This window comes from Ruegeria sp. CDSB114, from assembly GCF_059611025.1.
The window spans coordinates 1-24210 of sequence record NZ_JBXWOT010000001.1; the positions used below are offsets into that span (position 1 = coordinate 1).

The window sequence follows — 24210 nt, forward strand, 5'->3', positions numbered from 1 at the left end:
CGCTGACGGCCCAGTTCGGACGTGATCGAGCCGAACAGCTCTGGGTCGCGCGCTGAGAGAGACTGGGTGAAAAAACCGGTATCACGTAGATTGGCGTTCATGGGGGCTCCACAATGCTGGGATTTCTTGCGGATTTCCTATCGGAAACGGGACATCGGCAAAAGGCTTAAAGCGACGATTTGGCCAGCGGTGGCGTCAAGTCTGGTCTATAGGGGAAAGGTATGATTGTTTCGGAACCAAATGTGCAGCACTGGAAACCACAATAGATGATTCAAAGAATCGCTTTTCTTGCCAGCGACGCCAAGGTGGCTCAAACCGCACGCGACAAACTGGTCAGGCGCTATGGCAATGCGGCGCCGCGTGATGCCGGTGTAATTGTCGCGCTGGGTGGGGACGGCTTTATGCTGCACACTTTGCACAACATGCAGCACCTCGATACGCCCGTATATGGCATGAATCGTGGAACAATCGGGTTCCTGATGAACGAGTTCCACGAAGAAGACCTGATGGACCGTCTTTCCGCCGCTGAAGAAGAGGTCATCAACCCGCTGGCAATGCGCGCGATGGATCAGTCCGGCAAGATTCATGAGGCGCTAGCCATCAATGAGGTCTCTTTGCTAAGGGCAGGCCCTCAGGCGGCGCGGCTGAGGATCAGTGTGGACGGTCGCGTGCGCATGGATGAATTGGTTTGCGATGGCGCTTTGCTGTCAACGCCAGCAGGATCGACGGCTTATAACTATTCCGCGCATGGGCCAATCCTGCCGATTGGATCGGATGTTCTAGCTCTGACAGCGATTGCAGCCTTTCGTCCGCGACGCTGGCGGGGGGCGCTGCTGCCCAAAATCGCCCAGGTGCGCTTCGATGTGCTGGATGCGGATAAGCGGCCGGTCATGGCGGATGCGGATTCAAATTCATTTCCGGATATTGATTGGGTCGAAATTCGATCTGAACCGGCGATCCGGCACCGTATCTTGTTCGACCCGGGCCACGGCCTGGAAGAGCGTCTGATTTCGGAGCAGTTCACCTAAATGAAAGGCCAGGTATGAATTAATCGCGCTTGTGTGAACCAGTTCACACGAATCCGATTAACATTAAGGTACTGTGAACTTGCCTGGAGAACACGCCATGGTGGAAGTGAGTGGCCATCAACGGCGGTTTCGAAATGAACGTGCAGTTTATGTGCGGGCGAGGGTAGGTGGTGCTACGCTCGTTATCGGATTTCTAGGCATATTTTAGAAAGCGGACCCCGGGTACAAAACCCCGGGGTCAATTTTTTTGGACAACGTCTATTTAGAAGGACGTTCCCATTTTCTTCCACAATGGCAGGCACATTTGCCCCACCCGGTCTTCGATCGCCGCGGCGGCGTCTACGGCCATATCCTCGCGCCATCTGCGGGCTGCGATCTGGATGTTGATCGGCTGCGGCCCATGCGGCAGCTCGGCCAGCCGCGCCGGAACGCATGCCGCGGGCAGGCCGATGAAGTTCATCGCATAGGAATAGACCGCACAGCCCAGAACTTCATGCACGCCCTCGGCGCCCTCGGTATCTCGGTCCGGTTTGAAGAACGGCTGTGGCAGGAATGGTGACAGGACCAGAGGATAGTTTTGCATGAACAGAGACCACTCGCGCGCATAGTGGCTGCGCTTGGCCAGCATTTCGATAAGGTCTGTGCCAACTATGGGTGGGAATTCCTGAAAGTAGACCTCGAATATGTCGCGGATTGTTTTTGATCCCGCAGCCTCGATATCGGCTTTCAACAAGGTCAGAACTTCACCCATCAGGGCGCGGTACCCACCACGACCAGCTTCAAAGATATCGGGTGGTGCGACCTCTTCCACTACATAGCCTGCATCGATCAATGCATCGCATGCAGTATCCAGAGCCTTGTCGACTTCGGGATGCAAATCGTATCCAAAGGTCTGCTTGGTGAAGGCGACCTTGATCGGGCCGGTTTGGTCCTCACCCCGCCACGGCATCGGCACGTGAAACGGATCGCGCGGATCGGGCGCGATCAAGCTGGGCATGGACAGGTGCAGGTCCGCTGCGGAGCGCGTGATCAGACCCTGCACCGACATCGATTGTGCCAATATGCCCCGTTCTGCCGATTGGCTGGGATTCCACGCCGGAACACGACCCAGACCCGGTTTGACGGTGACCGCCCCATTGGCGGCGGCTGGAAATCGCAGACTGCCCCCTATATCGTTGCCATGGGCCAGCGCACCGATCCCAGCCATCACAGCCGCGCCCGCGCCACCAGAAGATCCCCCGGGCGAGATATGACGCCCCCAGGGGTTATACGTGCGGCCGTGCAGTTCGTTGTCTGTGTCAGCACGGAACGAAAACTCGGGCGTGTTGGTGCGACCGATGACGATGGCGCCCGCCTTTTGCAGGTTGGATACAACCGGCGCATCATCCGGGGCGATCACGTCTTTCAGGGCAACGACCCCATTCGAGGTCGCATGTCCTTTTTGATCGACGTTGATCTTGATGGTGACCGGCACACCATGCAGGGGGCCGGGCTGCTCTCCGCCACCGACCGCCTTGTCCAGATATCGCGCACGGTCCAGCGCCTGCAGGCTCAGATCTTCGACAACCGCATTCAACGAAGGGTTGACCTGATGCATCCGCTCGATTGCGGCTTTTGCGGCCTCTTCCGCGCTGAGTTTACGGTTGCGGGTCAACGCGGTCAGATCGGTGGCGCTCAGACGCCAGATGTCGGTCACTGTCATGGGGCCTCACTGTCTTGGTCAGACAGTAGAGGCCCAGTGTCAGGTTGCAAGAGGCGGCAGCTGTGCCGATATTCTACTGGGCGTAGCCTATGGATTTCAGGGCTTCGGTGATTTCGTCCAGAATCGCCGGATCGTCGATGGTGGCGGGCATCTTGTAGTCCTTGCCATCCGCAATCGAGACCATGGTCCCGCGCAATATTTTGCCCGACCGCGTTTTGGGTAGGCGATCGACAACCACGGCCAGCTTGAAGGCAGCGACCGGTCCGATCTTTTCGCGAACCAACTTGACGACATCCTGAACGACGTCCCCATGGTCCCGATCACAGCCCGCATTTAGGCATAAGAAGCCAACCGGCATCTGGCCCTTCAGCTGATCCGACACACCGATCACGGCGCATTCGGCAACGTCAGGGTGCGCGGCCAGAACCTCTTCCATGCCGCCGGTGGACAGACGATGGCCCGCGACGTTGATCACGTCATCGGTGCGCGCCATGATGTAGAGGTACCCGTCCTCATCAACCATGCCCGCATCGCCGGTTTCATAATATCCGGGAAAGTGATTCAGGTACGAGCTTTTGAACCGGTCTTCGGCGTTCCACAGCGTTGGCAGAGTGCCGGGGGGCAGGGGCAGCTTTACCGCAATCGCGCCCAGCTCTCCGGGTTTCATCGGGTGGCCGCCTTCGTCCAGAATCTGCACGTCGTAGCCGGGCATCGGCTTGGCAGGTGAGCCCAGCTTGGTTGGCAGCTCTTCAATCCCCAGCGGATTGCCCGCGATGGTCCAACCGGTTTCGGTTTGCCACCAATGGTCGATGACCGGAACCTTCAGCGCGTCTTTGGCCCATTCGATCGTGTCGGGATCCGCCCGCTCTCCGGCCAGAAACAGGGCTCGCAGGCAGGAGAGGTCGTATTCAGGGATTAATTCCCCCTTGGGATCTTCACGTTTGACCGCGCGGATTGCGGTGGGAGCAGTGAAGAAACTGCGAACATTATGCTCGGATATCACCCGCCAGAAGGTGCCCGCGTCTGGGGTTCCAACCGGCTTGCCCTCGAACACTATCGTGGTGTTGCCGTGGATCAGCGGCGCGTAGCAGATATATGAGTGGCCAACGACCCAGCCGACATCAGAAGCCGCCCAGAACACGTCGCCGGGATCCACGTTATAGATGTTCTTCATCGTCCAGTTCAGGGCGACCAGATGGCCGGCCGTCGGCCGTACGACCCCTTTGGGCGCTCCGGTCGTGCCCGATGTATACAGGATATAAGCTGGATCATTGCCATCGACAGGAACACATTCCGCAGGCTCAACACCGTACTGGAACCCGTGCCAGTTGAAATCACGCCCCTCGATCAAATGCGCAACCTCTTGTTCGCGCTGGAATATCACGCAGAAATCGGGCTTGTGGCTGGCAAGTTCGATGGCACCGTCAAGCAGCGGTTTATAATGCACCACACGGCCCGGCTCCATCCCGCAAGAAGCGGCGATGATTGCTTTTGGTTTGGCGTCATCAATACGGACCGCCAATTCGTTGCTTGCAAAGCCACCAAACACAACCGTGTGCACCGCACCCAGCCGGGCACAGGCCAACATCGCCTCAAGCGCTTCGGGGATCATCGGCATATAGATGATAACCCTGTCGCCCTTTTCGACACCTTTTGCCCGCAATGCCCCGGCCAAAGTAGCGACCCGATTGCGCAGTTCGACATATGAGATCTCGCGCTTGGTGTGGGTGATTGGGCTGTCATAGATGATGGCCGTCTGTTCACCGCGACCATTCTCGACATGGCGATCAACTGCATTCCAGCAGGTGTTGACCCTGGCATCACAGAACCATTCATAAAGAGGAGCATTGTCGTCAAACAAAGCCTTGCTGGGTGGCCGAACCCAATCAATTCCTTTTGCAGCTTCCATCCAGAATGCCTCTGGATCGGATTTCCAGCTCTGGTAAACGTCCTGATATGCCACTTTGGTCTCCTCCGAAAAATCCCTGCACCGTGTCTAGGGCGGGGTATAGGGGGCAGACAAGCGGTCGAAGTGACGGGGCGTCACTTTATCGCAAAATATTTGCAGATGTATAAGAATTTCCCTGCAAATTTTTGCAAACCTGTCGGCAATTTATGGATTTTGCGCGCCGAATTCACAGTTTTGCAAAACTGCAAATGTATTGGTGCAAATATGAAGGAATCAGTCCGGGCACCTGTTTCGGTGCCCGGAGGGGATCCGTGACCCTTTACCCGTAATGAGCGACAGGCGTTCCTGCGATCGCCGCCATGTTCAGTAACCCGCGTGCGGTGATCGAGGGGGTCACGATATGTGCCTTGTTGCCCATACCCATCAGGATCGGGCCAACTTCCAGCGCGTTGGCCTTCATCTTCAGGATGTTGCGCACACCGCTGGCGGCATCTGCGTGGGCAAATATCAGGACGTTGGCGACACCTTCTAGACGTGAATGCGGGAAAATGCGCGACCGCAGTTCCGGGTCAAGCGCTACGTCCAGATTCATCTCACCCTCATATGTGAAATCGCGCGGCTCCGAGTCCAGAATCTCCAAAGCGGCCCGCAGGCGCTTGCCCGAGCCTTCGGCCTGATTGCCGAATTGAGATTGCGAACAGAACGCGATTTTTGGCTCCAACCCGAAACGCCGGACATGACGGGCCGCGCCCAGGGTGGTTTCGGCAAGCTCTGCAGGCGTTGGTAATTGCCGCACATGTGTATCGGCAATGAACAAGGGGCCGTCCTCAAGAACCATCAGAGACAAAGCGCCATGTGCGCGCAGGTCGCCATTGGCCAACACCTGTTCGACATAGCTTAGGTGCCAGCGGTATTCGCCAAAGGTTCCGCAGATCAGGCTGTCGGCCTCGCCACGCTGGACCATAATCGCCCCAATGGCTGTGCTGTTGGTGCGCATGATGGCCTTGGCCAGATCAGGGGTGACACCGCGGCGCTGCATGATCTGGTGATATGAGGTCCAGTAATCATAGTAGCGATTGTCATGTTCAGGGTTCACGATCTGAAAATCCTCGCCGGGACGCACGGTCAGGCCCAGGCGCTCGCATCGCGCTTCGATGACTTCGGGACGTCCGATCAGGATCGGTGTTTCCGTGGTTTCTTCCAGAATGGCCTGAGCGGCACGCAGCACACGTTCGTCCTCGCCCTCGGCAAATACAATGCGGCGCGACGCAGCTGCTGCGGCCTCGAAAACCGGGCGCATGATCAGGGCGGATTTGAAAACCGTCTGGTTCAGGCGCTCTTTATAGGCCTCCATATCTGGAATCGGACGCCTGGCAACGCCACTGTCCATAGCCGCCCGGGCCACTGACGAGGACACAACAGCGACGAGGCGCGGGTCAAAAGGTTTTGGGATCAGATAGTCAGGTCCGAATGTCAGTTGCTCGCCCTTATAGGCGGCGGCGGCTTCTGCACTGGTCGTTGCCCGGGCCATATCAGCGATACCGTCCACGCAGGCGATCTGCATAGCGTCGTTAATTTCGGTCGCACCAACATCCAGGGCGCCCCGGAAGATGAAAGGAAAGCACAGAACGTTGTTCACCTGATTGGGAAAATCACTGCGACCCGTTGCGATGATCGCATCGGGGGCCACTTCGCGAGCTGCGTCCGGCAGAATCTCGGGCGTCGGGTTGGCCAGCGCGAAGATGATTGGTCTGTTGGCCATTTTCGCGACCATTTCGGGTTTCAGGACATTCGGTCCGCTAAGCCCCAGAAACAGATCGGCATCCCCGATCACGTCATCCAGCGTGCGCAGATCAGTCTTTTGCGCGAATTGGCTCTTGTGCGGGTTCATGTCCTCGGCTCGCCCTTCATAGACAAGCCCGTGAATGTCACACAGCCAGATGTTTTCGCGTTTCACACCCAGCTTCACCAGCATGTTCAGGCAGGCGATCCCAGCCGCGCCTCCGCCGGTCGAGACGATTTTGATATCCTCGAACTTTTTCCCGGCAACGTACAGCGCGTTCTTGGCAGCGGCGCCCACGACGATTGCGGTGCCGTGCTGGTCATCGTGAAAAACGGGGATGTTCATCCGCTCGCGGCACAGTTTTTCGACAATAAAACAATCGGGTGCCTTGATGTCTTCAAGGTTGATCGCACCGAACGTGGGTTCCAGCGCGCAAACGATATCGGCCAGCTTTTCGGGGTCGGATTGGTCAACCTCGATGTCGAAACAGTCGATCCCTGCGAATTTCTTGAACAGAACCGCTTTGCCTTCCATCACCGGCTTTGAAGCCAGAGCGCCTATATTGCCCAGGCCCAGCACTGCTGTTCCGTTCGAGACCACGCCAACAAGATTGCCCCGCGCAGTGTAAAGCTCGGCGTTGGATGGGTCGGCCTTGATTTCCAGGCTGGCCTCGGCGACGCCAGGCGAGTAGGCGCGCGCCAGATCCCGACCGTTGGCCATGGGTTTCGTAGCCCTGATTTCGAGCTTTCCAGGCTTTGGGTGAGCGTGATAATCAAGCGCGGCCTGTCGCAGGTTGGGAGTGTCAGACATAGGCAATTCATCTCCGTTCCGAATTTGGTTGAAGGGTTAAACTATTTCTGGCGCCTTGGCTACGTGACGTCACTTCATAAATGGATTTTTGCCAAACACGGCCGTAGGTTGAATTTTGTTCCAATATGGTTACGGTCTCGCATCTTCATATTCGGCACCGCTTCCACAGGAGATCGAAGGCCCAAGATGACCCCGGAAAAACAATCTCAGTCGATACCCGTCACAACCGATACCAAGCGGTCCTTTGGGCTGGACCAGCCGCTGTTTCGTGCAGCGATTGGTGTTGCGTTGCTGATCTTGGTGGTCCTCTGTATCTGGCCAGTGCAGGCGATGTCCCTCAGCCATGAGGGCGGCCCGTTCGAATCCATTTCGGCCGCGGCGCTTGTTCTGGCCGGGGGCATTGCGCTTTTCCGGTATCGCGGGATTTCCCGTCTCTATATCGGTCTCGTCTGTTTGCTGCTGGCAGAGCGCGAACTAGCTGCGGATATCTATGCCGTAGATAGCCTGCCATATGGGATTCTGAATGGGCTGGACACGCTGCTTGATATGAACGCGGTTCGCGTCATCCTGGCTGTTTTGGTTCTGGGAGGCTTGCTCTGGCACGGGGTGCCAAACGGGTGGCGTGCGTTCAAGCAACGGGTCCCGTTTCTAATGGTGTTCTTTCTGGCCGGTATGTGTGCGGTGGTTGCACAGGGGTTGGAAGAGGTCAGTGGCGCACTGAAAGACGACCTGTCGGACCAGATGATCATGCGTTTGTTTGTGTTGGAAGAAACGCTTGAGATGTTCTTTTCGATTGGCATTTTGGCTTCTGTTCTGATCGGATGGCCCAAAGCCACGACCGAAGAGAACTTGAATGACCAGCAATCAGACCAAAGCTGAGATTCGTCTGCCGACGCAGGAATTACGTGACGACATCCCGTTTTTTACCAAGGTACTGGGGATGCGGATGGATATGATCTATCCGGCTGATGACCCTCGGGTCGCCGTGTTCTCGGGGCATGGATTGCGATTACGGATCGAACAGGATGCACCCGAGGCGCCCGGAATGTTGCGCATTCTGACCGAAAATCCGGATGAGTTTGCGGCTGGCCAGCGCAGTTTGGTCGCGCCGAACGGGACGCGTGTCGAAATTGATGAGCTGAACCCGCCGATGGTGATGCCGGATACCGTGCATTCCTTTGTCGTGCGCAGACTCAAGGATCAGGCCCCGTGGGTCATCGGGCGCGCCGGAATGCATTATCGCGATCTGGTACCCGATCGCTTGGGCGGGTCGATCATTGCCAGCCATATCCGCATTCCTGATGGCGGTCCGGTTCCAGACATGGTGCATTTCCACAAGGTCGGGTTTCAGTTGATTTTCTGCATCCATGGCTGGGTCGATGTGGTTTACGAGGATCAGGGCGACAAGATGCGCCTGACCGCCGGTGATTGCTTTATCCAGCCGCCCGAAATCCGTCATCGTGTGTTGGAAGCATCGGACAATGTGCAGGTGATCGAAATTGGTGTTCCTGCCGAACATGTCACCGAAATCGACCACGAAATGCAGTTGCCGACCCCGCAATACCGCCCGGATCGCGAATGGCAGGGCCAGCGCTTTGTCTACAACCGGGCCGAGGGGGCAGAATGGGGGCCGTTCCGTTTGCCGGGCTACATCTGTCGCGACACCACGATTGCCCAGAACACGATGGGTGTCGCAGGCGTTCAGGTGGTGCGTCGGGGGCAGGGTGACACCGCCTGGGCTACACATGATACCGATATTCATTTCACCTTCGTTATGAACGGTGAGTTGACGCTCGAAGGCGAGGGGCGCGACCCGTATCGGCTGGAACAAGGTGATGCCTTTGTCATTCCACCGGGCATGCGGACACGCCTGTCTGATCCGACCGATGATGTTGAACTGCTTGAGGTCACGCTGCCTGGCGTGTTCAATACGGTTCTGGATTAAGCATTTTGGCTCAGGAATTCTGCGCTCGGGGCTTCAATTCCCCGGGGGCTTTCATTTAGGGTATGACTTTCTGACCAGATGATCAAAAAATGGGGAATCGCCATGAGCTTGAAAGACGCAGCCTTGTCCGTGCGGGAAAACGCCTATGCGCCTTATTCCAATTTCAAGGTCGGCGCGGCGATCCGGTCCCTGTCGGGGCAGATCTACTCCGGTTGCAATGTGGAAAACGTGGCCTATCCCGAAGGCACTTGCGCCGAGGCCGGAGCCATTGCCGCCATGGTCGCTGCTGGCGAGCAGGAACTGACCGAGGTTTACGTGGTCGCGTCGTCTCCTCAGCCAGTACCGCCGTGCGGGGGGTGCCGCCAGAAACTGGCCGAGTTCGGCAAGCGTGACGTCAAGGTGGTATTGGCCAGCTTGGACGGGGCGGAGTTGAAGACCACTATCGGGGATCTGCTGCCAGGCGCATTTGACGCCTCGCATATGGAGGATGTCTGACCCCATGGACGCCCGCTCGATCATCGCAAAGTTGCGCCGCAAGGATATACCCTCCGCCGAGGAACTGCACTGGTTTGCCCAGGGGCTTGCCGATGGTGGGGTCAGTGACGCGCAGGCAGGGGCCTTTGCCATGGCGGTTTGCATGGGCGGGTTGGGCGCGCAGGGCCGCGCCGATCTGACCATTGCGATGCGCGACAGCGGCGATGTCCTGAACTGGGATGTGGAAGGTCCGGTAATCGATAAACACTCGACTGGGGGTGTGGGCGACAGCGTCAGCCTGGTACTCGCCCCCGCACTGGCCGAGCTTGGGGCTTATGTGCCAATGATTTCTGGCCGGGGACTGGGACATACGGGCGGCACGTTGGACAAACTTGAATCCATCCCCGGTGTGACCACCCAGATCAGCCAGGACCGACTGGTGCAGGTGCTGAACGAAACGGGGGCGGCCATCGTCGGGGCCACCGGGCAAATCGCGCCGGCGGACAAACGGCTTTACGCCATTCGGGATGTCACGGCGACAGTTGAAAGCCTCGACCTGATCACCGCGTCGATCCTGTCGAAAAAGCTTGCAGCCAGCCCGGATGCACTGGTGCTGGACGTTAAGGTTGGCAGTGGGGCCTTTATGAAAACCCTTGATGACGCGCGCAATCTGGCACAGGCGCTGACGGAAACCGCCAACGCTGCAGGGTGTCGGACTTCGGCAGTCATAACCGATATGAACCAGCCGCTTGCCTCTGCGCTGGGCAATGCACTTGAGGTGGATGAGGTCATGAAGGTATTGACCCAAGCGCCTGACGCGCCGTTGGCTGTGATCTCTGCCGAACTGGGTGGGGTTCTGTTGGCTGACGCCGGTATGTTTGCCACTTCGGAAGAAGGCCGGGACAAAATCGCCAAGGTCATCCGCGATGGCCGTGCCGCAGAACGGTTTGGCCGCATGATGGCCGCAGTTGGGGCACCCATTCACTTTGTCGACGATTGGTCGCGCTATTTGCCCGAAGCCAGCGTGATCCTCGAAGTGTCCGCTCCCGCTGCGGGCTATGTAACCACGATAGACGGAGAGGCTCTGGGCCTTGCGGTTGTCGAATTGGGTGGCGGACGTCAGGTTGAAAGCGATGTGATCGACCCTGCAGTCGGGCTGTCAGATCTGGTGCGACTGGGCGACCGGGTCGAAAAAGGCGTTCCATTGGCTGTCGTCCATGCCGCCCGCGAGGATGCCGCGCGACGTGCGGCTGATGCTGTTCAAAAGGCGATCACGCTTGGAACGGGTAAACCAGTGGTGCCATCCCTTGTCCACGAGAGGATCACGCCATGAGCCGCGCCTTCCTTGTGGTGATGGATTCTGTGGGTATCGGCGGCGCGCCTGATGCTGATCAGTTCTTTAATGGCGACATGCCGGATACTGGGGCAAACACTCTGGCCCATATCGCGCAGGCTTGTGCGCAAGGTCAGGCGGAAGAGGGGCGATCCGGGCCTTTGCATCTACCGCATTTGGATGCGCTGGGGTTGGGTGCTGCGGCACGGCTGGCCTCGGGTGCGGAAGCGCCGGGTTTGCTGGCCCAGCCGACAGGTCTGTGGGGCTGCGCCTGTGAGGATTCACCGGGCAAGGACACGCCATCGGGGCATTGGGAGCTAGCAGGGCTGCCTGTGCCGTGGGACTGGCATTACTTTCCCAATACAACACCATCATTTCCGGCTGATCTGAGCAAGGCCGCAGCCAAGGCCGCCGGAACCGAAGGGATTTTAGGGGATTGCCACGCCTCGGGCACCACGATCATCGCCGAATTGGGGGCCGAGCATATGCGAACCGGTTGGCCGATCTGCTATACCTCGGCCGACAGTGTCTTTCAGATCGCCGCGCATGAAGATAGTTTCGGCCTAGACCGTCTGCTTGACCTCTGCCGCGCGCTGGCCCCACGTTTGCACCAGATGAAAGTGGGGCGCGTGATCGCGCGGCCCTTTGTCGGTTCGCCCGAACAGGGGTTCACGCGCACGACCAACCGCAAGGATTTTGCCATCGTGCCGCCCGCTCCGGTTCTGACGAACTGGTGCCAGGATGCGGGCCGCCGGGTTCATGCGGTGGGCAAGATCGGTGACATTTTCTCGATGCAGGGGATCGACACGCTGCGCAAGGGGTCAGACGCCGAGTTGATGGGTCATCTGTCCGATCTGGTCGATGAGGCCGAAGAGGGCAGCCTGACATTCGCTAATTTTGTCGAGTTCGACAGCCTCTATGGCCATCGGCGCGACATCAGCGGCTATGCCCGCGCGCTGGAATGGTTTGACCAAGAGATAGGTGCAATTCTGACCCGGTTGCGCCCCGATGACCTGATGTTGTTGACCGCTGATCACGGCAATGACCCAAGCTGGATCGGCACCGACCACACGCGTGAGCAAGTACCTGTCCTGATTGCAGGGCAGGGTGCGGGGCAGATCGGTCAGGTCAAATTCGCCGACATTGCCGCCAGTATCGCACATCACCTGAATATCCCGGCACAAGGGCCGGGGCGGAGCTTTCTATGACTGTCGCTGACCTACCCAAGATCGAACTGCACTTGCATCACGAAGGTGCCGCGCCGCCTGCCTTCATCCGTCAGCTGGCGCATGAAAAGCGCATCGACCTGAGCGGGATTTTCAAACATGACGGGTCTTATGATTTCCGGGATTTCGCCCATTTCCTCAGCGTATATGAGGCCGCCTGTGAGGTGCTGAAATCGCCCGAGGATTTCCGCCGTCTGACGTTGGCTATTCTTGAAGAAAGCGCGGCGAATGGGGTGGTGTATTCGGAAAGCTTTCTGAGCCCCGATTTCTGTGGCGGTGGCGATTTGGTGGCCTGGCGCGACTATCTAAGTGCCATTCAGGATGCCGCTGATGAAGCCGAGCGGAAATACGATATCACTCTGCGCGGCGTGGTGACCTGTGTCCGGCATTTCGGACCCCAACAGGCCAAGCTCAGTGCATATTGTGCCGCTGAAACAGCTGGCGACTGGATTACTGGGTTCGGTATGGGGGGCAATGAATCCATGGGGGTTCAGGGCGACTATAAGTGGGCGTTTGACTGCGCGCGCGAGGCCGGACTGCGCCTGACCACCCATGCCGGAGAGTTCGGCGGGCCGGATAGTGTCCGCGATGCGATCCGTGATCTGGGAGTTGAACGCATCGGCCATGGCGTGCGTGCGATCGAAGAACCCGACCTTGTGCATGAGATCGTTGATCGTGGTGTGACGCTCGAGGTTTGCCCGGGCTCGAACGTGGTTCTGGGCCTGTTTCCTGACTTTGCCAGCCACCCGATTTCCAAGTTGCGCGAGGCAGGTGTCAAGGTCACCGTGTCCACCGACGATCCGCCGTTTTTCCATACCACAATGCGGCGTGAATATGACATGTTGGCCAAAGCTTTCGGTTGGGAGGCCGAGGATTTTGCCGCCCTGAATGAAACCGCCCTGAATGCGGCTTTTTGCGATGAAGCGACCCGTGCGCGGGTCAAGAAAAGACTGGAGATATCATGAGCGAACACTTGACCGTCGTCGACCACCCGTTGGTGCAGCACAAACTGACGCTCATGCGGGACAAGGGCACTTCGACCGCCGAATTCCGGCAGTTGCTGCGTGAGATCACCTTGCTGCTGGCCTATGAGATCACGCGGGAAATGCCATTGACCACCCGGCATATTGAAACCCCGATGGAAGAGATGGACGCCCCCATCCTGGCAGGTAAGAAACTGGCGCTGGTTTCTATCCTGCGCGCCGGTAACGGAATGCTGGACGGCGTTTTGGAACTGATCCCCTCGGCCCGTGTTGGCTTTGTTGGCCTGTACCGCGATGAAGAGACTTTGAAGCCCGTGCAGTACTATTTCAAAGCCCCCGAGGGGCTGAAGGACCGTCTGGTCATAGCCGTCGACCCGATGCTGGCAACCGGCAACAGCTCGGCCGCTGCGATTGATTTGCTGAAAGAGGCTGGCGCGACGGATATCCGTTTCCTCTGCCTGTTGGCCGCCCCCGAAGGTGTTGCCCGCATGAAAGAGGCGCACCCGGATGTTCACATCGTCACCGCCGCACTGGACCGTGAGCTGAACTCAAAAGGCTATATCATGCCAGGTTTGGGCGATGCGGGTGACCGGATGTTCGGGACCAAGTAAGCGGGCTTATCCGCCGCAGATATTCTGCAGCCGGACCCATTCGCGATCTGGAAGTATCTGTTGCAGGGGCTGGCCCGCCATCGGGTCGGCCTCGATCAGGCCCAGCACGGTTTCACCTGTGACGTCCGTCGCATAAGCAAAGGGGACTGAGGGCAAAGCTGCCTCGGCAAAAATTTCCAGCAGGTTCTCGTCGGGTACAGCCGGACGGGGTTCTGATAGAACTTCTTCGGTATAACTGTCGACAATCTGAGGTGTCAGCTCACCGGTTGTCAGCAGGCGGAACGCAGATCTGATGCCGGTACGGTCCAGCAGATCATCCAGTGGGTCCTGTGCCTGCACACGTGCACGTTCCGCAAGGATGTACCCGGCCACGACCGAGGGGTCTTCGTGATCTTCGACCAGAGATCGGTTCAACAGGACAATTCCACCCGGCAGGGTCAGGCTGGTCTGTACTCCGGCGGGTAGGATAACAATTGCGCGCACGCCCGTTCTTGCCGCCAGATGATCCAGTGCTTCCTGAGTGCCCTCGGACACGCAGGCGCGGCCTGACACTCTTTCGATGCGCCTCAGGATTGTGTCGCCGATGTCGATACGTTTGATTTCGGGAACGACGGATACGACATGGTTTTGTAACGCTGACGGTAACCACAACAGCATGAGCGCGGCCACAGCAGCCACAACCCCGGCCACGCTGAACCACCGCAAACGCCCGGGGTGGGGGCGTGACCAGTCGATGGCACGCTGCAGACGGTCAATGGCTTCGATCATCGTGGTTTCGGATTGGGCCAGTTCCAACGTCTCTTGTGGGTCGCCATCCGGGTGGTAAATTGCAGGGAAAACACCGGGGTTCTGGCGCTCTAGCGCAGCCAGCGACCAATGCGTCAGGGCCCGGTCGTTGAAATCCGATATCGTCAGCGTCGCTTCACCAATCGACACAACAACCTCGCGCCGCTGAACATCGGGCGAGGGGCGCCACAGACCGGTGGCTTCGATCCGCTGGAACTGTTTCAGTGCCGTCATCGGGGTGATGTCTGCTCGTTCTTAATTGGAGCCAGCTTAACACGCTAAATTCAACCGGCGCAAACCTGTTGCGCGACGTTCAGGAAATGTGCTGGATACCTAGACGAGCGGAATATTCTGTTACCGCTCTCCATCATGCCGCGGGGAAAATGATGCAGGCGGACACCCAGACTTCACCGGTTTTGGCCTCGGTGCTGATGGTCAGTGCTATGGCAATCATCGGCGTGATTGATAATGTGGTCATCTTGGTGGCCGAAACGATCGGTCTGTGGCAGTTCCATTTCAGCCGGGCACTGCTCATGCTACCACTGATAATGGGTCTGTCACTGCTTGGGCTGGGCCGCTTGCGCCCGATTAGGCTTGGCCCCGTGATCCTGCGTAGTGTTCTCATCACATTGGCCATGTTGTTCTATTTTGCCTCGCTTGCGCTGATGCCGATTGCTCAGGCGCTGGCAGGGTTGTTCACGTCGCCGATCTTTGTGCTGTTGATTACAACCGTCGCCATGAAGCAACGGATAGGCCCATGGCGTATTCTGGCCGTTGCAGTAGGGTTTGCCGGGATTTTGTGCGTGTTGCAGCCGAATCCCGGCGAGTTTGATGCAAAAACGCTGTTGCCGGTCGCCGGAGGGCTGTTCTACGCGTTCAGTTCAGTCATCACCCGAAGCCACTGCGCGCAGGAGAGCACGACGGCATTGCTGGCGGCAATGGTGGTGACTTTGGGACTGGCTGGAGCGTTGGGACTAATCGTGTTTTCTCTTTTCCCAGTGGCTCCGGTCGCTGGGCCGGACGGGTTCGTCACCCGAGGTTGGGTCTGGCAGATGGGACCGGCACTTCCATGGATTATTGCGCAGGCTGTTGGTTCAACGATTGCGGTATTCATGCTGATCAAATCCTATCAGATCGGTGAGACCTCTTATGTGGCGGTGTTTGAATATTCGGTGATGATATTTGGACCCTTGTTCGCCTGGAGGGTCTTTGGGCAGAATATCGGTGTTCTGCAGATCCTCGGCATATGCCTGATCGCAACGGCCGGAGTTCTGCTGGCCTGGCGGTCCACGCGTCCCGCCGCTACAGAGGCCGCATCGTGATCATTTCGCGCGGTCGCTCTTATATCTTCGTCCACATTCCCAAAACTGGAGGGACATCTTTGTCGCTGGCTTTGGAACAGCGCGCGATGAAGGATGATATTTTGCTGGGAGATACGCCCAAGGCAAAGAAACGCAATAGGCGGATCAAACAGCTATCGGCGCGTGGCCGCCTTTGGAAACATTCAACCCTCGCCGATATCGAAGGTGTTCTTTCACCGGATGACTTTTCGGGGATGACAGTCTTTACTCTGGTCCGAAATCCCTGGGATCGGCTTGTCAGCTATTATCACTGGCTCAAGGTGCAAGGCTTTGATCATCCCGCAATCGCGCTGGCCCGCGCCCATTCGTTTGAAGGATTTGTCTGCCATCCCGCGACGCAACAGTCGCTCCGTCAGCATCCGGCGCGGCACTACGTGACGCGAGCCGATGGTATTGAACAATGCCAGCATTTCATCAGGCTCGAAGCCTTTGATCAGGGGGCAGAGCCTCTGTTCGACCATTTGGGGTTTCGGATCACGCTGCCGCATTTGAACCGATCAGAGCGGTCACAAGACTACCGCAGCTATTATTCAGCCGCATCACAGGAGGCCATCGCCGAGGCTTGCGCTGAAGATATAGACAGATTCGGATACTCTTTTGATTAGATGACAGAAATATCGTTTCCCTGCGGGACTTAATACCGGGCGATTACAGATCGTTGTTCCGTTTTTAGCGTTGTCCAACGGGGTTTGGGACCCAAATCAGGCTCAAATGTGTCAAAATTTGGACGCGTGATCGGTTTGGATGCTAATGAATATCTATTGTTTTTGGTGCCAGCAGGGGGGGAGGCACGTGTTTGAAGTAGTGAGTGACATGGGTATTTCAGATGTTCCGGAAAGCCGGACACAATTCGAAACCAGAGTAGAACTGAACGCGCGCCGTGGCGGCTTGATCCACGGGACCAGGGTTGCAACTGTCGACGGCTGGACGCCGATTGAAGACATTCAGCCTGGTGATCTGATCCGGACAGTCGAGAACGGCTTTAAGGCAGTAAGGCGCATTTCTGTCGATACGATTTCGATTCCTACTGAAGAAAGTCGGATCGAGTATTTGCCAGTCCGCGTACCCCCAAGTGCCGTCGACAGCCCGGGTACGATTTGGATCATGCCTGAACAGGGTATAGCATTGGAGCATGGCACCGCAGATCTGACTGTCGTGGCAGCACGAAAGTTGAGCGGTTTGTTCCGCATCAAGTCGGACGTCCCGGCATCATCATTCGATGTCAGTGCACTGTTCTTTGACGAGGATGAAGTGGTCTATATGGAAGGCGGCATGCGCGCCTTCTGCCCGTCAGGGCGTTTCGGCGGCCACAGCGGCACAAGTGCGGGCAATCAAATTGCCGAAAGCGAAACAGCGGCGGAATTGGTCGAAGATATACGAACCGAGGGCCGCGTGGCAGCCCTTGCCAACCCGTTGGGTGCGCTGCCTGCACCCATCTCACTGGAACAAGTTGTCCCTTTGAGACCCAGCAGGGGCGCGCGTCGCCCGGGTCGTCCGGGCCGGCCTCTCCCAGTGATCTGAACGGCAGACCAACCAAACACGACAAGCAGGGTGCTGGCGTAAGGTCTCTTACGCCAGCACCAACTGTTTAGGCAGCCTTGGCTTCGGGGTTGAAACGCCCGTAGAAGCTTTGGCCTTTATCTGCCATCTCACGCAGCAGCGGCGGGCAGGTAAACCGTTCCCCATATTGTGCGGTCAACTGATCGCAGCGCTCGGCCGCATAAGGGGTGCCGATGATGTCCAGCCAGCTCAGTGGGCCACCTGACCAAGGTGCAAAGCCCCAGCCCAAGATTGCGCCGACGTCACCCTCGCGGATGTCTTCCAGAACGCCTTCTTCCAATGCGCGGACGGCCTCCAGAACCTGAGCGAACATCAGGCGTTCCTGCACTTCGATCAGGTCGGGCTGATCCTCTGCCAGCGGATACTTGTCCTGCAGACCCTTCCAATATTCGACGCGCTTGCCTTTTTCGTCATAGTCGAAGAAGCCCGCGTTTGCCTTGCGGCCCAGACGGCCCTGTTCTTCCATCCAGAAGATCAGATTATCGGACGGGCTTTCAGGATATTCGTTGCCCATCGCGGCCTTGGTCGCGCGTGCGATCTTGGCACCCAGATCAATCGAGGTCTCATCAGTCAGCTGGATAGGCCCGACAGGGAAGCCCAACTGGCGTGCCGCGTTGTCGATCAGAACCGGGCTGACGCCTTCGGTCACCATCCGGGCACCTTCATTGATGTAGGGAATGATGCAGCGGTTGGCGTAGAAGAAGCGGGCATCGTTGACCACGATCGGCGTCTTGCGGATCTGGCGCACATAGTCCAGCGCCTTGGCCACCGCGCGATCACCGGTTTCCTTGCCTTTGATGATCTCGACCAGGAACATCTTTTCGACGGGCGAGAAGAAGTGGATGCCGATGAACTGATCCGCGCGCACAGACGCTTTGGCCAGGTCGCTGATCGGCAGGGTCGAGGTGTTCGAGGCAAAGATGCAGTCCTCGGGGATGATCGCCTCGACCTTTTTGGTCATCTCGGCCTTGACGCCCATGTCTTCGAAGACGGCTTCGATGATCAGGTCACAGCCCTTCAGATGATCAAGGTCAGGGGTCGCGGTGATGCGGCCCAGCATGGCCTCTTTCTTTTCAGCCGTAACCTTGCCGCGCTTCATACCCTTGTCCAGATATGTTTCGGTATAGGCTTTGCCTTTGTCTGCGGCTTCCTGATCGCGGTCGACCAGAACCACTTCCATACCGGCCTGCGCCGATACCAGCGCGATACCCGCACCCATCATGCCTGCGCCCAGAACACCGATCTTCTTGACCGATTGATCCGGTACGCCCGCAGGACGTACAGCGCCTTTTTCCAGCGCTTCCTTGTTCAGGAACAGCGAGCGGATCATCGCACCCGATGACGGGTTCAGCAGGACCGAGGTGAACCAGCGTGCTTCGATCTTTAGCGCGGTGTCGAAATCGACCAGTGCACCTTCGTAAACAGCGCTTAGCAACGCCTTGGCGGCAGGGAACGCACCCTGGGTTTTGCTATTCACCATAGCCGAGGCGCCGACGAAATTCATGAAACCGGCAGGGTGGTAAGGCGCGCCACCGGGCATTTTGTAACCCTTGGCATCCCAAGGCTTCACAATGTCCGCATCTTTGGCGTTCAGCACCCAATCTTTTGCTGCGGCAACTGGATCCTCGGCGATCTCATCGATGTAGCCTGCACTTTTCGCCTTTTTGACGTCCAGCATCTTGCCTTCCAGCAACAGCGGAGCGGCTGCAATCGCACCGACCTTGCGGACCATACGGGTGGTGCCACCAGCGCCGGGGAAGATGCCAACCATGATTTCAGGCAGGCCGTATTTCGCCTTTGGGTTCTCGGCTGCAAAGATGCGGTGCGTCGACAGCGGTAGTTCCATGCCAATGCCTGCGGCTGTACCGGGCAGGGCGGTTGCAATCGGCTTGCCGCCTTTCTTGGTCTTGGGGTCCATGCCCGCCAGCTCGATCTTGCGCAGCACGCCGTGCATATTCATGGTGCCTTCGAACAGGCCCTTGGCGGGGTTGTCGCCCGCCTGTTCTTTCATCACCGCAAGCAGGTTCAGGTCCATGCCACCGGCGAACGAACCTTCTTTCCCGCTGGTGATAACGATGCCTTTGATCTCGTCATCGGCAAGTGCCTGATCGATGCAATCGCTCAACTGTGCGAAGCCGTCAAAAGACATCACGTTCATGGACTTTCCTAGGACGTCCCAGGTGATAATGGCGACGCCGTCCGCGCCTTTGCTCAGAGTGAAATCAGTCATTGTCATCTCCAATCTGGTCAGCCGTTAGCGGGCTGCCATCTTTCCGGGTGAAGGAGAATCCGTTCTCATCATCCTTCACCATCATGTCTAAGTCGCTGTAATAGCCGGTCTCGTTCGGGGTCCGTGTGCCCACCACCAGAAAGGTCGCAGGCGCATCGGTGTTGTTCACAAGGTGATGGCCGTTGGCTTCACCTGCGGGCCATGCGGCGCAATCGCCGGGCTGCATTTCATGCTCGCCATCGTCGTCGATCAGCGTACAGGTGCCGCTTAGCATGATTGCAAACTCGTCCTGCTCCATATGGTAGTGGCGCAGCGAGGACATGCCTTGCGGTTCAAGCCGTACGATGTTGACCCCGTACTGGGTTAGCCCGCCCGCATCACCGAGGCGCTGAACAAAACGGCCTGCGGTCGCCTCGGCCAGCTTGCCGGGATAGGCCGAGCCGCCCTGAAACGGAATCTGAGAGAGATCCAGCTTGGGCATCAGACGCGCTCGATGATCGTTGCTGCACCCATGCCGGATGCGATGCAAAGCGTGGCCAGCCCGGTTTCCTTGTCCTGACGTTCAAGCTCATCCAGCAGGGTGCCGATGATCATCGCGCCGGTCGCGCCCAGCGGGTGGCCCATTGCGATCGAGCCGCCATTGACGTTGACCAAAGCCGGATCGACATCGAATGCCTGCTGGAAGCGCAGAACAACCGAGGCAAAGGCTTCGTTCACTTCGAACAGGTCGAGATCGCTGATTTTCATGCCGTTGTCGGCGAGGATTTTCTCGGTCACCGGAACCGGACCGGTCAGCATAATGGTGGGGTCGGTGCCGATCTTGGCCGTGGCCTTGATGCGTGCGCGCGGCTTCAGGCCGTATTTCTCGCCGAATTCCTTGTTGCCGATCAGAACTGCCGCCGCACCATCCACGATGCCCGAGCTGTTACCCGCGTGGTGGATATGATTGATCTTTTCCAGATGCGGGTATTTCAGCTTTGCGACGTTGTCGAAGCCGGGCATTTGCTCGCCCATCATTTGGAATGCGGGGTTCAAGCCACCCAGGCTTTGCATGTCCGTGCCGGGGCGCATGTATTCATCATGGTCCAGAATGGTCAGGCCGTTCTGATCCTTAACGGTGATGACCGATTTCGAGAACCGGTTGTCGTCCCACGCAGCTTTTGCACGGCGCTGCGATTCCATCGCCAGCGCATCAGCCTGATCGCGTGTGAACCCGTATTCGGTCGCAATGATATCAGCCGAGATACCCTGCGGAACGAAATAGGTGTTCATCGCCAGTGAAGGGTCAGCCGCAATCGCAGCGCCATCGCTGCCCATCGGAACACGGCCCATCATCTCGACCCCGCCTGCAATATAGGCGTCGCCTGCGCCGCCTTTGACCTGGTTGGCCGCCAGGTTCACAGCTTCCATGCCCGAGGCGCAGAACCGGTTGATCGCCAGCCCGGGGATCGATTCATCCAGATCAGAACCCAGCACTGCGGTTCGTGCCAGACAGCCGCCCTGTTCCATAACCTGGGTTACGTTGCCCCAGATGACGTCCTCTACGGCGTGGCCCTCTAGATTGTTCCGCTCTTTTACGGCGTTCAATGTCAGCGAGGACAGGCGCGCCGAAGTCAGCTCGTGCAGGCTGCCATCCTTGCGGCCTTTGCCGCGCGGAGTACGCAGGGCGTCATAGATATATGCGTCGGTCATAGTTTTCTCCTTAAGCTCGATCCGGCACAGAGCCGGGCATCAGGTCGTAGGGGTGTTTCCAGCCAGGCTGCTGGGACAAGCGTGTCAGCCAGGCGTCGATATTTGGCCATTCGGTGCGGTCAAAGCCGAAGGGTTCAGGATAGTAGAGATAGCCACAGCAGCTGAGATCAGCATTGGTTACACCGTCCCCTACGATCCAGTCGCGACCGTTCAGATGTGCATCCAGGACTTGATACGCAGCCTTCAGGCGACCCTGGTTGAATGCGATCACATCTGGGTTGCGATGTTCTTCCGGCAGAAAGTTGATCAAAAAACGGGTCAGGCCTGCCATCGAGCTGAGTTTGTGATTGTCCCACAGCACCCAGCGCAGTACCTCGTATTTCTCTTCCTGCGTCTTTCCTCCGAACATGCCTGTCTTTTCAGTTATATAAGTCTGAATGGCCCCGGACTGACTGGTGCGAAAGTCGCCATCAGTCATGACGGGCGCTTCACCCATTTCGTTGACAGTGGCACGAAATTCGGGAGTGCGTGTCACTCCTTTGAAGAAGTCGACTTCGACGGCTTCCCATTCTAACCCTGATAACTCCAGAGCCAGCGCCGCCTTGTACGAGTTTCCGCTGACGCCGAAACAATGCAGTTTGATGGTCATCATTTGCCTCCCTTGGCACATGAGTCAGTGCGATGTGCTGTATCATGTAGCCCGCCCTTTTTTGGGCGGGTCTGTTTTCTTATCGTTTGCGCTCTTCAAGTTCGGAATTGAAGATACGCAAACGGTGCGTCAGGCTCTCTTCGTCGATGACGCTGTTGAAGTTCTCGAACAGGAATGACAGTGCCTCACCTTCGTCCAGACCAGCCTCGCGCGCGAACCCTCTGAGTTTGCGATAGCCGTCCTCGGTCATGGCGACCGGGAAACGGCGAGTCAGGCGAAATCGTTTTGGCATATCGAGCCTTTCGAATGGCCGGCCCCAAGATGGTTTGGGGCCGGTCAGAGATCAGAAGCTTGCCGCGTCCAGGCCCATGACAGTATCCGCACCGCTCTGGATGCGTGTCAGATGAAGACCGGTGGCTGGCAAGCGACGCACCATGTAGAACTGGCCGGTGGTAATCTTTGTCTCGTAGAACTCGGTGTCCGAAGTCCCGGCTTCAAGTGCGGCATAAGAGGCTTTTGCCATCTGTGCCCACATCAGGCCCAGGCAGACATGACCGAACATGTGCATGAAGTCATTCGACCCAGCCAGCGCATGGTTGGGGTTCTTGGTGCCGCTTTGCATAAAGTACATGGCAGCGGCCTGCAGATCCTTGGAGGCCGCTTTCAGCGGTTCGATAAACGCCGTATCATAGGCTTCGTTCTGACCTGCGTTTTCCTTGCAGAAGTTTTTGACCATTTCGAAAAACGCCATGACGTGTTTGCCGCCATCCTGGGCAAGTTTACGGCCCACAAGGTCAAGCGCCTGAACGCCGTTTGCGCCTTCGTAGATCATCGCGATCCGGGCGTCGCGGGTATATTGCGACATGCCCCATTCTTCGATGTAGCCGTGGCCGCCATAGACTTGCTGGGCCTTGACCGTCATGTCATAGCCTTCGTCGGTCAGGAACCCTTTGAGGACCGGCGTCAGCAGTGAGATCAAGCCATCGGCGTCATCGTCACCAGAGCGGTGGGCCTTGTCGATCATGGTGGCTCCCCACAGAACAAAGGCACGGGCACCCTCGGTAAAGCTCTTCTGATCCATCAGGCTGCGGCGGATGTCGGGATGCACGATCAGCGGATCGGCTGGACCGTCCGGATTTTTCGCGCCGGTCACATCGCGGCCCTGCAGGCGGTCCTTGGCATATTCCACCGCGTTCTGATAGGCCGCGTCGGCCTGGGACAGACCCTGCATGGCTACACCCATACGAGCTTCGTTCATCATGGTGAACATCGCGCGCATGCCTTTATGCTCTTCGCCCAAAAGATAGCCGGTTGCCTCGTCATAGTTCATGACGCAGGTCGAGTTGCCGTGGATGCCCATCTTTTCTTCGATGTTGCCGACCGATACGCCGTTGCGTTCACCCAGGCTGCCATCTTCGTTCACCATGAATTTAGGAACGATGAACAGGGATACACCCTTGATGCCTTCGGGGCCGCCCACGATCTTGGCCAGCACCAGGTGAATGATGTTGTCGGCCATGTCGTGTTCACCAGCCGAGATAAAGATCTTCTGACCGGAAATCTTGTAGGAGCCATCCGCCTGCGGTTCAGCCTTGGTGCGCATCAGACCCAGGTCGGTGCCGCAATGCGGTTCGGTCAGGTTCATGGTGCCGGTCCAATCGCAGCTAACCATGTTCGGCAGATAGGTTTCTTTCTGCTCTTGGGTGCCGTGCGCCAGAATGGCCGAGGCTGCGCCGTGGGTCAGACCTTGATACATGGTGAACGCCTGGTTCGAGGCGGAAAACATCTCGGCCACGGCAGAGCCGATGACATAAGGCATGTTCTGGCCGCCGAATTCTTCGGGCATGTCCAAGCCGGTCCAGCCGCCTTCCTTCATCTGACCGAATGCGTCTTTAAAGCCAGTAGGGGTATATACCACACCGTTTTCCAGACGACATCCTTCGGTATCACCGATTGTATTCAGCGGGTGCAGAACATTTGTCGCCACCTTACCGGCTTCTTCTAGAACAGCGCCGGTAAAATCAGGTTCAAGCTCGCTATAACCCGGGATGTCCGATCCCGATACATTGAGCACTTCGTGCAATACGAACTGCATGTCTTTGGTTGGTGCATTGTATACGGGCATTGG

21 protein-coding genes are annotated in these 24210 nt (G+C 57.8%); 11 read left to right on the forward strand and 10 right to left on the reverse strand.

Features of this window, described 5'->3' with window-relative positions:
- The first annotated feature begins 266 nt into the window (after positions 1 to 266).
- Complete coding sequence (locus AC2FIP_RS00005; RefSeq protein ID WP_142632779.1) at positions 267 to 1028, forward strand: NAD kinase; 762 nt, start codon at positions 267 to 269, stop codon at positions 1026 to 1028.
- Between the two features lie 262 nt (positions 1029 to 1290).
- Here AC2FIP_RS00005 and AC2FIP_RS00010 read toward each other — a convergent pair whose 3' ends face one another.
- The 3 genes from AC2FIP_RS00010 to AC2FIP_RS00020 all read right to left on the reverse strand — a co-directional run bounded on the left by AC2FIP_RS00010 (position 1291) and on the right by AC2FIP_RS00020 (position 7232).
- Positions 1291 to 2730: an amidase family protein gene (locus tag AC2FIP_RS00010; protein WP_496784686.1), complete on the reverse strand. Its 1440-nt coding sequence runs from the start codon at positions 2728 to 2730 to the stop codon at positions 1291 to 1293.
- Between the two features lie 73 nt (positions 2731 to 2803).
- Positions 2804 to 4693 carry a propionate-CoA ligase PrpE gene (prpE, locus tag AC2FIP_RS00015; protein ID WP_496784688.1) on the reverse strand — a complete coding sequence of 630 codons (1890 nt, stop codon included), beginning with the start codon at positions 4691 to 4693 and terminating at the stop codon, positions 2804 to 2806.
- Between the two features lie 265 nt (positions 4694 to 4958).
- Positions 4959 to 7232: an NADP-dependent malic enzyme gene (locus tag AC2FIP_RS00020; protein WP_142632785.1), complete on the reverse strand. Its 2274-nt coding sequence runs from the start codon at positions 7230 to 7232 to the stop codon at positions 4959 to 4961.
- Positions 7233 to 7418: 186 nt separating this feature from the next.
- Here AC2FIP_RS00020 and AC2FIP_RS00025 point away from each other — a divergent pair, with 186 nt between their 5' ends.
- From AC2FIP_RS00025 to upp, 7 genes are all read left to right on the forward strand, one after another.
- The gene (locus AC2FIP_RS00025; protein ID WP_496692455.1) at positions 7419 to 8111 is read left to right on the forward strand and encodes a hypothetical protein; all 693 of its coding nucleotides are present in this window, start codon (positions 7419 to 7421) and stop codon (positions 8109 to 8111) included.
- Positions 8086 to 9177 (forward strand): cupin domain-containing protein, encoded by a 1092-nt coding sequence (locus AC2FIP_RS00030; RefSeq protein ID WP_142632789.1) that lies wholly within the window; start codon positions 8086 to 8088, stop codon positions 9175 to 9177. Before AC2FIP_RS00025 ends, AC2FIP_RS00030 begins: the two co-directional genes overlap by 26 nt.
- A 102-nt stretch (positions 9178 to 9279) precedes the next feature.
- Positions 9280 to 9672, forward strand: a complete 393-nt coding sequence (locus AC2FIP_RS00035) for a cytidine deaminase (RefSeq protein WP_142632791.1) — start codon at positions 9280 to 9282, stop codon at positions 9670 to 9672.
- Positions 9673 to 9676: 4 nt separating this feature from the next.
- Positions 9677 to 10984, forward strand: coding sequence for a thymidine phosphorylase (locus AC2FIP_RS00040; RefSeq protein WP_496784690.1), 1308 nt, complete (start codon positions 9677 to 9679; stop codon positions 10982 to 10984).
- Positions 10981 to 12192 (forward strand): phosphopentomutase, encoded by a 1212-nt coding sequence (locus AC2FIP_RS00045; protein ID WP_496784691.1) that lies wholly within the window; start codon positions 10981 to 10983, stop codon positions 12190 to 12192. The genes AC2FIP_RS00040 and AC2FIP_RS00045 overlap by 4 nt, the downstream gene beginning before the upstream one ends.
- Positions 12189 to 13175, forward strand: coding sequence for an adenosine deaminase (locus tag AC2FIP_RS00050; RefSeq protein ID WP_496784692.1), 987 nt, complete (start codon positions 12189 to 12191; stop codon positions 13173 to 13175). Before AC2FIP_RS00045 ends, AC2FIP_RS00050 begins: the two co-directional genes overlap by 4 nt.
- On the forward strand, positions 13172 to 13804 hold the full coding sequence (gene upp / locus AC2FIP_RS00055; protein WP_142632797.1) for a uracil phosphoribosyltransferase: 633 nt from the start codon (positions 13172 to 13174) through the stop codon (positions 13802 to 13804). The genes AC2FIP_RS00050 and upp overlap by 4 nt, the downstream gene beginning before the upstream one ends.
- 6 nt (positions 13805 to 13810) lie before the next feature.
- Here upp and AC2FIP_RS00060 read toward each other — a convergent pair whose 3' ends face one another.
- Positions 13811 to 14824, reverse strand: coding sequence for a hypothetical protein (locus AC2FIP_RS00060; protein ID WP_496692449.1), 1014 nt, complete (start codon positions 14822 to 14824; stop codon positions 13811 to 13813).
- A 152-nt stretch (positions 14825 to 14976) separates the two neighbouring features.
- Here AC2FIP_RS00060 and AC2FIP_RS00065 point away from each other — a divergent pair, with 152 nt between their 5' ends.
- The 3 genes from AC2FIP_RS00065 (at position 14977) to AC2FIP_RS00075 (ending at position 17472) form a co-directional block, all read left to right on the forward strand.
- Positions 14977 to 15912, forward strand: coding sequence for a DMT family transporter (locus AC2FIP_RS00065; protein ID WP_496696044.1), 936 nt, complete (start codon positions 14977 to 14979; stop codon positions 15910 to 15912).
- On the forward strand, positions 15909 to 16556 hold the full coding sequence (locus AC2FIP_RS00070; RefSeq protein ID WP_496696042.1) for a sulfotransferase family 2 domain-containing protein: 648 nt from the start codon (positions 15909 to 15911) through the stop codon (positions 16554 to 16556). The genes AC2FIP_RS00065 and AC2FIP_RS00070 overlap by 4 nt, the downstream gene beginning before the upstream one ends.
- A 187-nt stretch (positions 16557 to 16743) precedes the next feature.
- Complete coding sequence (locus tag AC2FIP_RS00075) at positions 16744 to 17472, forward strand: Hint domain-containing protein (protein WP_496784695.1); 729 nt, start codon at positions 16744 to 16746, stop codon at positions 17470 to 17472.
- A gap of 67 nt (positions 17473 to 17539) precedes the next feature.
- Here the strand turns inward: AC2FIP_RS00075 and AC2FIP_RS00080 are convergent, their stop codons facing one another.
- The 6 genes from AC2FIP_RS00080 to AC2FIP_RS00105 form a co-directional block, all read right to left on the reverse strand.
- Entirely contained in the window at positions 17540 to 19741 is a 2202-nt protein-coding gene (locus tag AC2FIP_RS00080) for a 3-hydroxyacyl-CoA dehydrogenase NAD-binding domain-containing protein (protein WP_496784697.1), read from the reverse strand.
- Positions 19734 to 20222: a cupin domain-containing protein gene (locus tag AC2FIP_RS00085; protein ID WP_142632807.1), complete on the reverse strand. Its 489-nt coding sequence runs from the start codon at positions 20220 to 20222 to the stop codon at positions 19734 to 19736. The genes AC2FIP_RS00080 and AC2FIP_RS00085 overlap by 8 nt, the downstream gene beginning before the upstream one ends.
- Positions 20222 to 21433 carry an acetyl-CoA C-acetyltransferase gene (locus AC2FIP_RS00090; RefSeq protein ID WP_142632809.1) on the reverse strand — a complete coding sequence of 404 codons (1212 nt, stop codon included), beginning with the start codon at positions 21431 to 21433 and terminating at the stop codon, positions 20222 to 20224. The genes AC2FIP_RS00085 and AC2FIP_RS00090 overlap by 1 nt, the downstream gene beginning before the upstream one ends.
- A gap of 10 nt (positions 21434 to 21443) precedes the next feature.
- Positions 21444 to 22082 (reverse strand): glutathione S-transferase family protein, encoded by a 639-nt coding sequence (locus AC2FIP_RS00095; RefSeq protein WP_496784699.1) that lies wholly within the window; start codon positions 22080 to 22082, stop codon positions 21444 to 21446.
- Between the two features lie 79 nt (positions 22083 to 22161).
- Positions 22162 to 22374: a hypothetical protein gene (locus AC2FIP_RS00100; protein WP_142632813.1), complete on the reverse strand. Its 213-nt coding sequence runs from the start codon at positions 22372 to 22374 to the stop codon at positions 22162 to 22164.
- 51 nt (positions 22375 to 22425) lie between these two features.
- Positions 22426 to 24207 carry an acyl-CoA dehydrogenase C-terminal domain-containing protein gene (locus tag AC2FIP_RS00105; protein WP_496749438.1) on the reverse strand — a complete coding sequence of 594 codons (1782 nt, stop codon included), beginning with the start codon at positions 24205 to 24207 and terminating at the stop codon, positions 22426 to 22428.
- Positions 24208 to 24210: the final 3 nt, after the last annotated feature.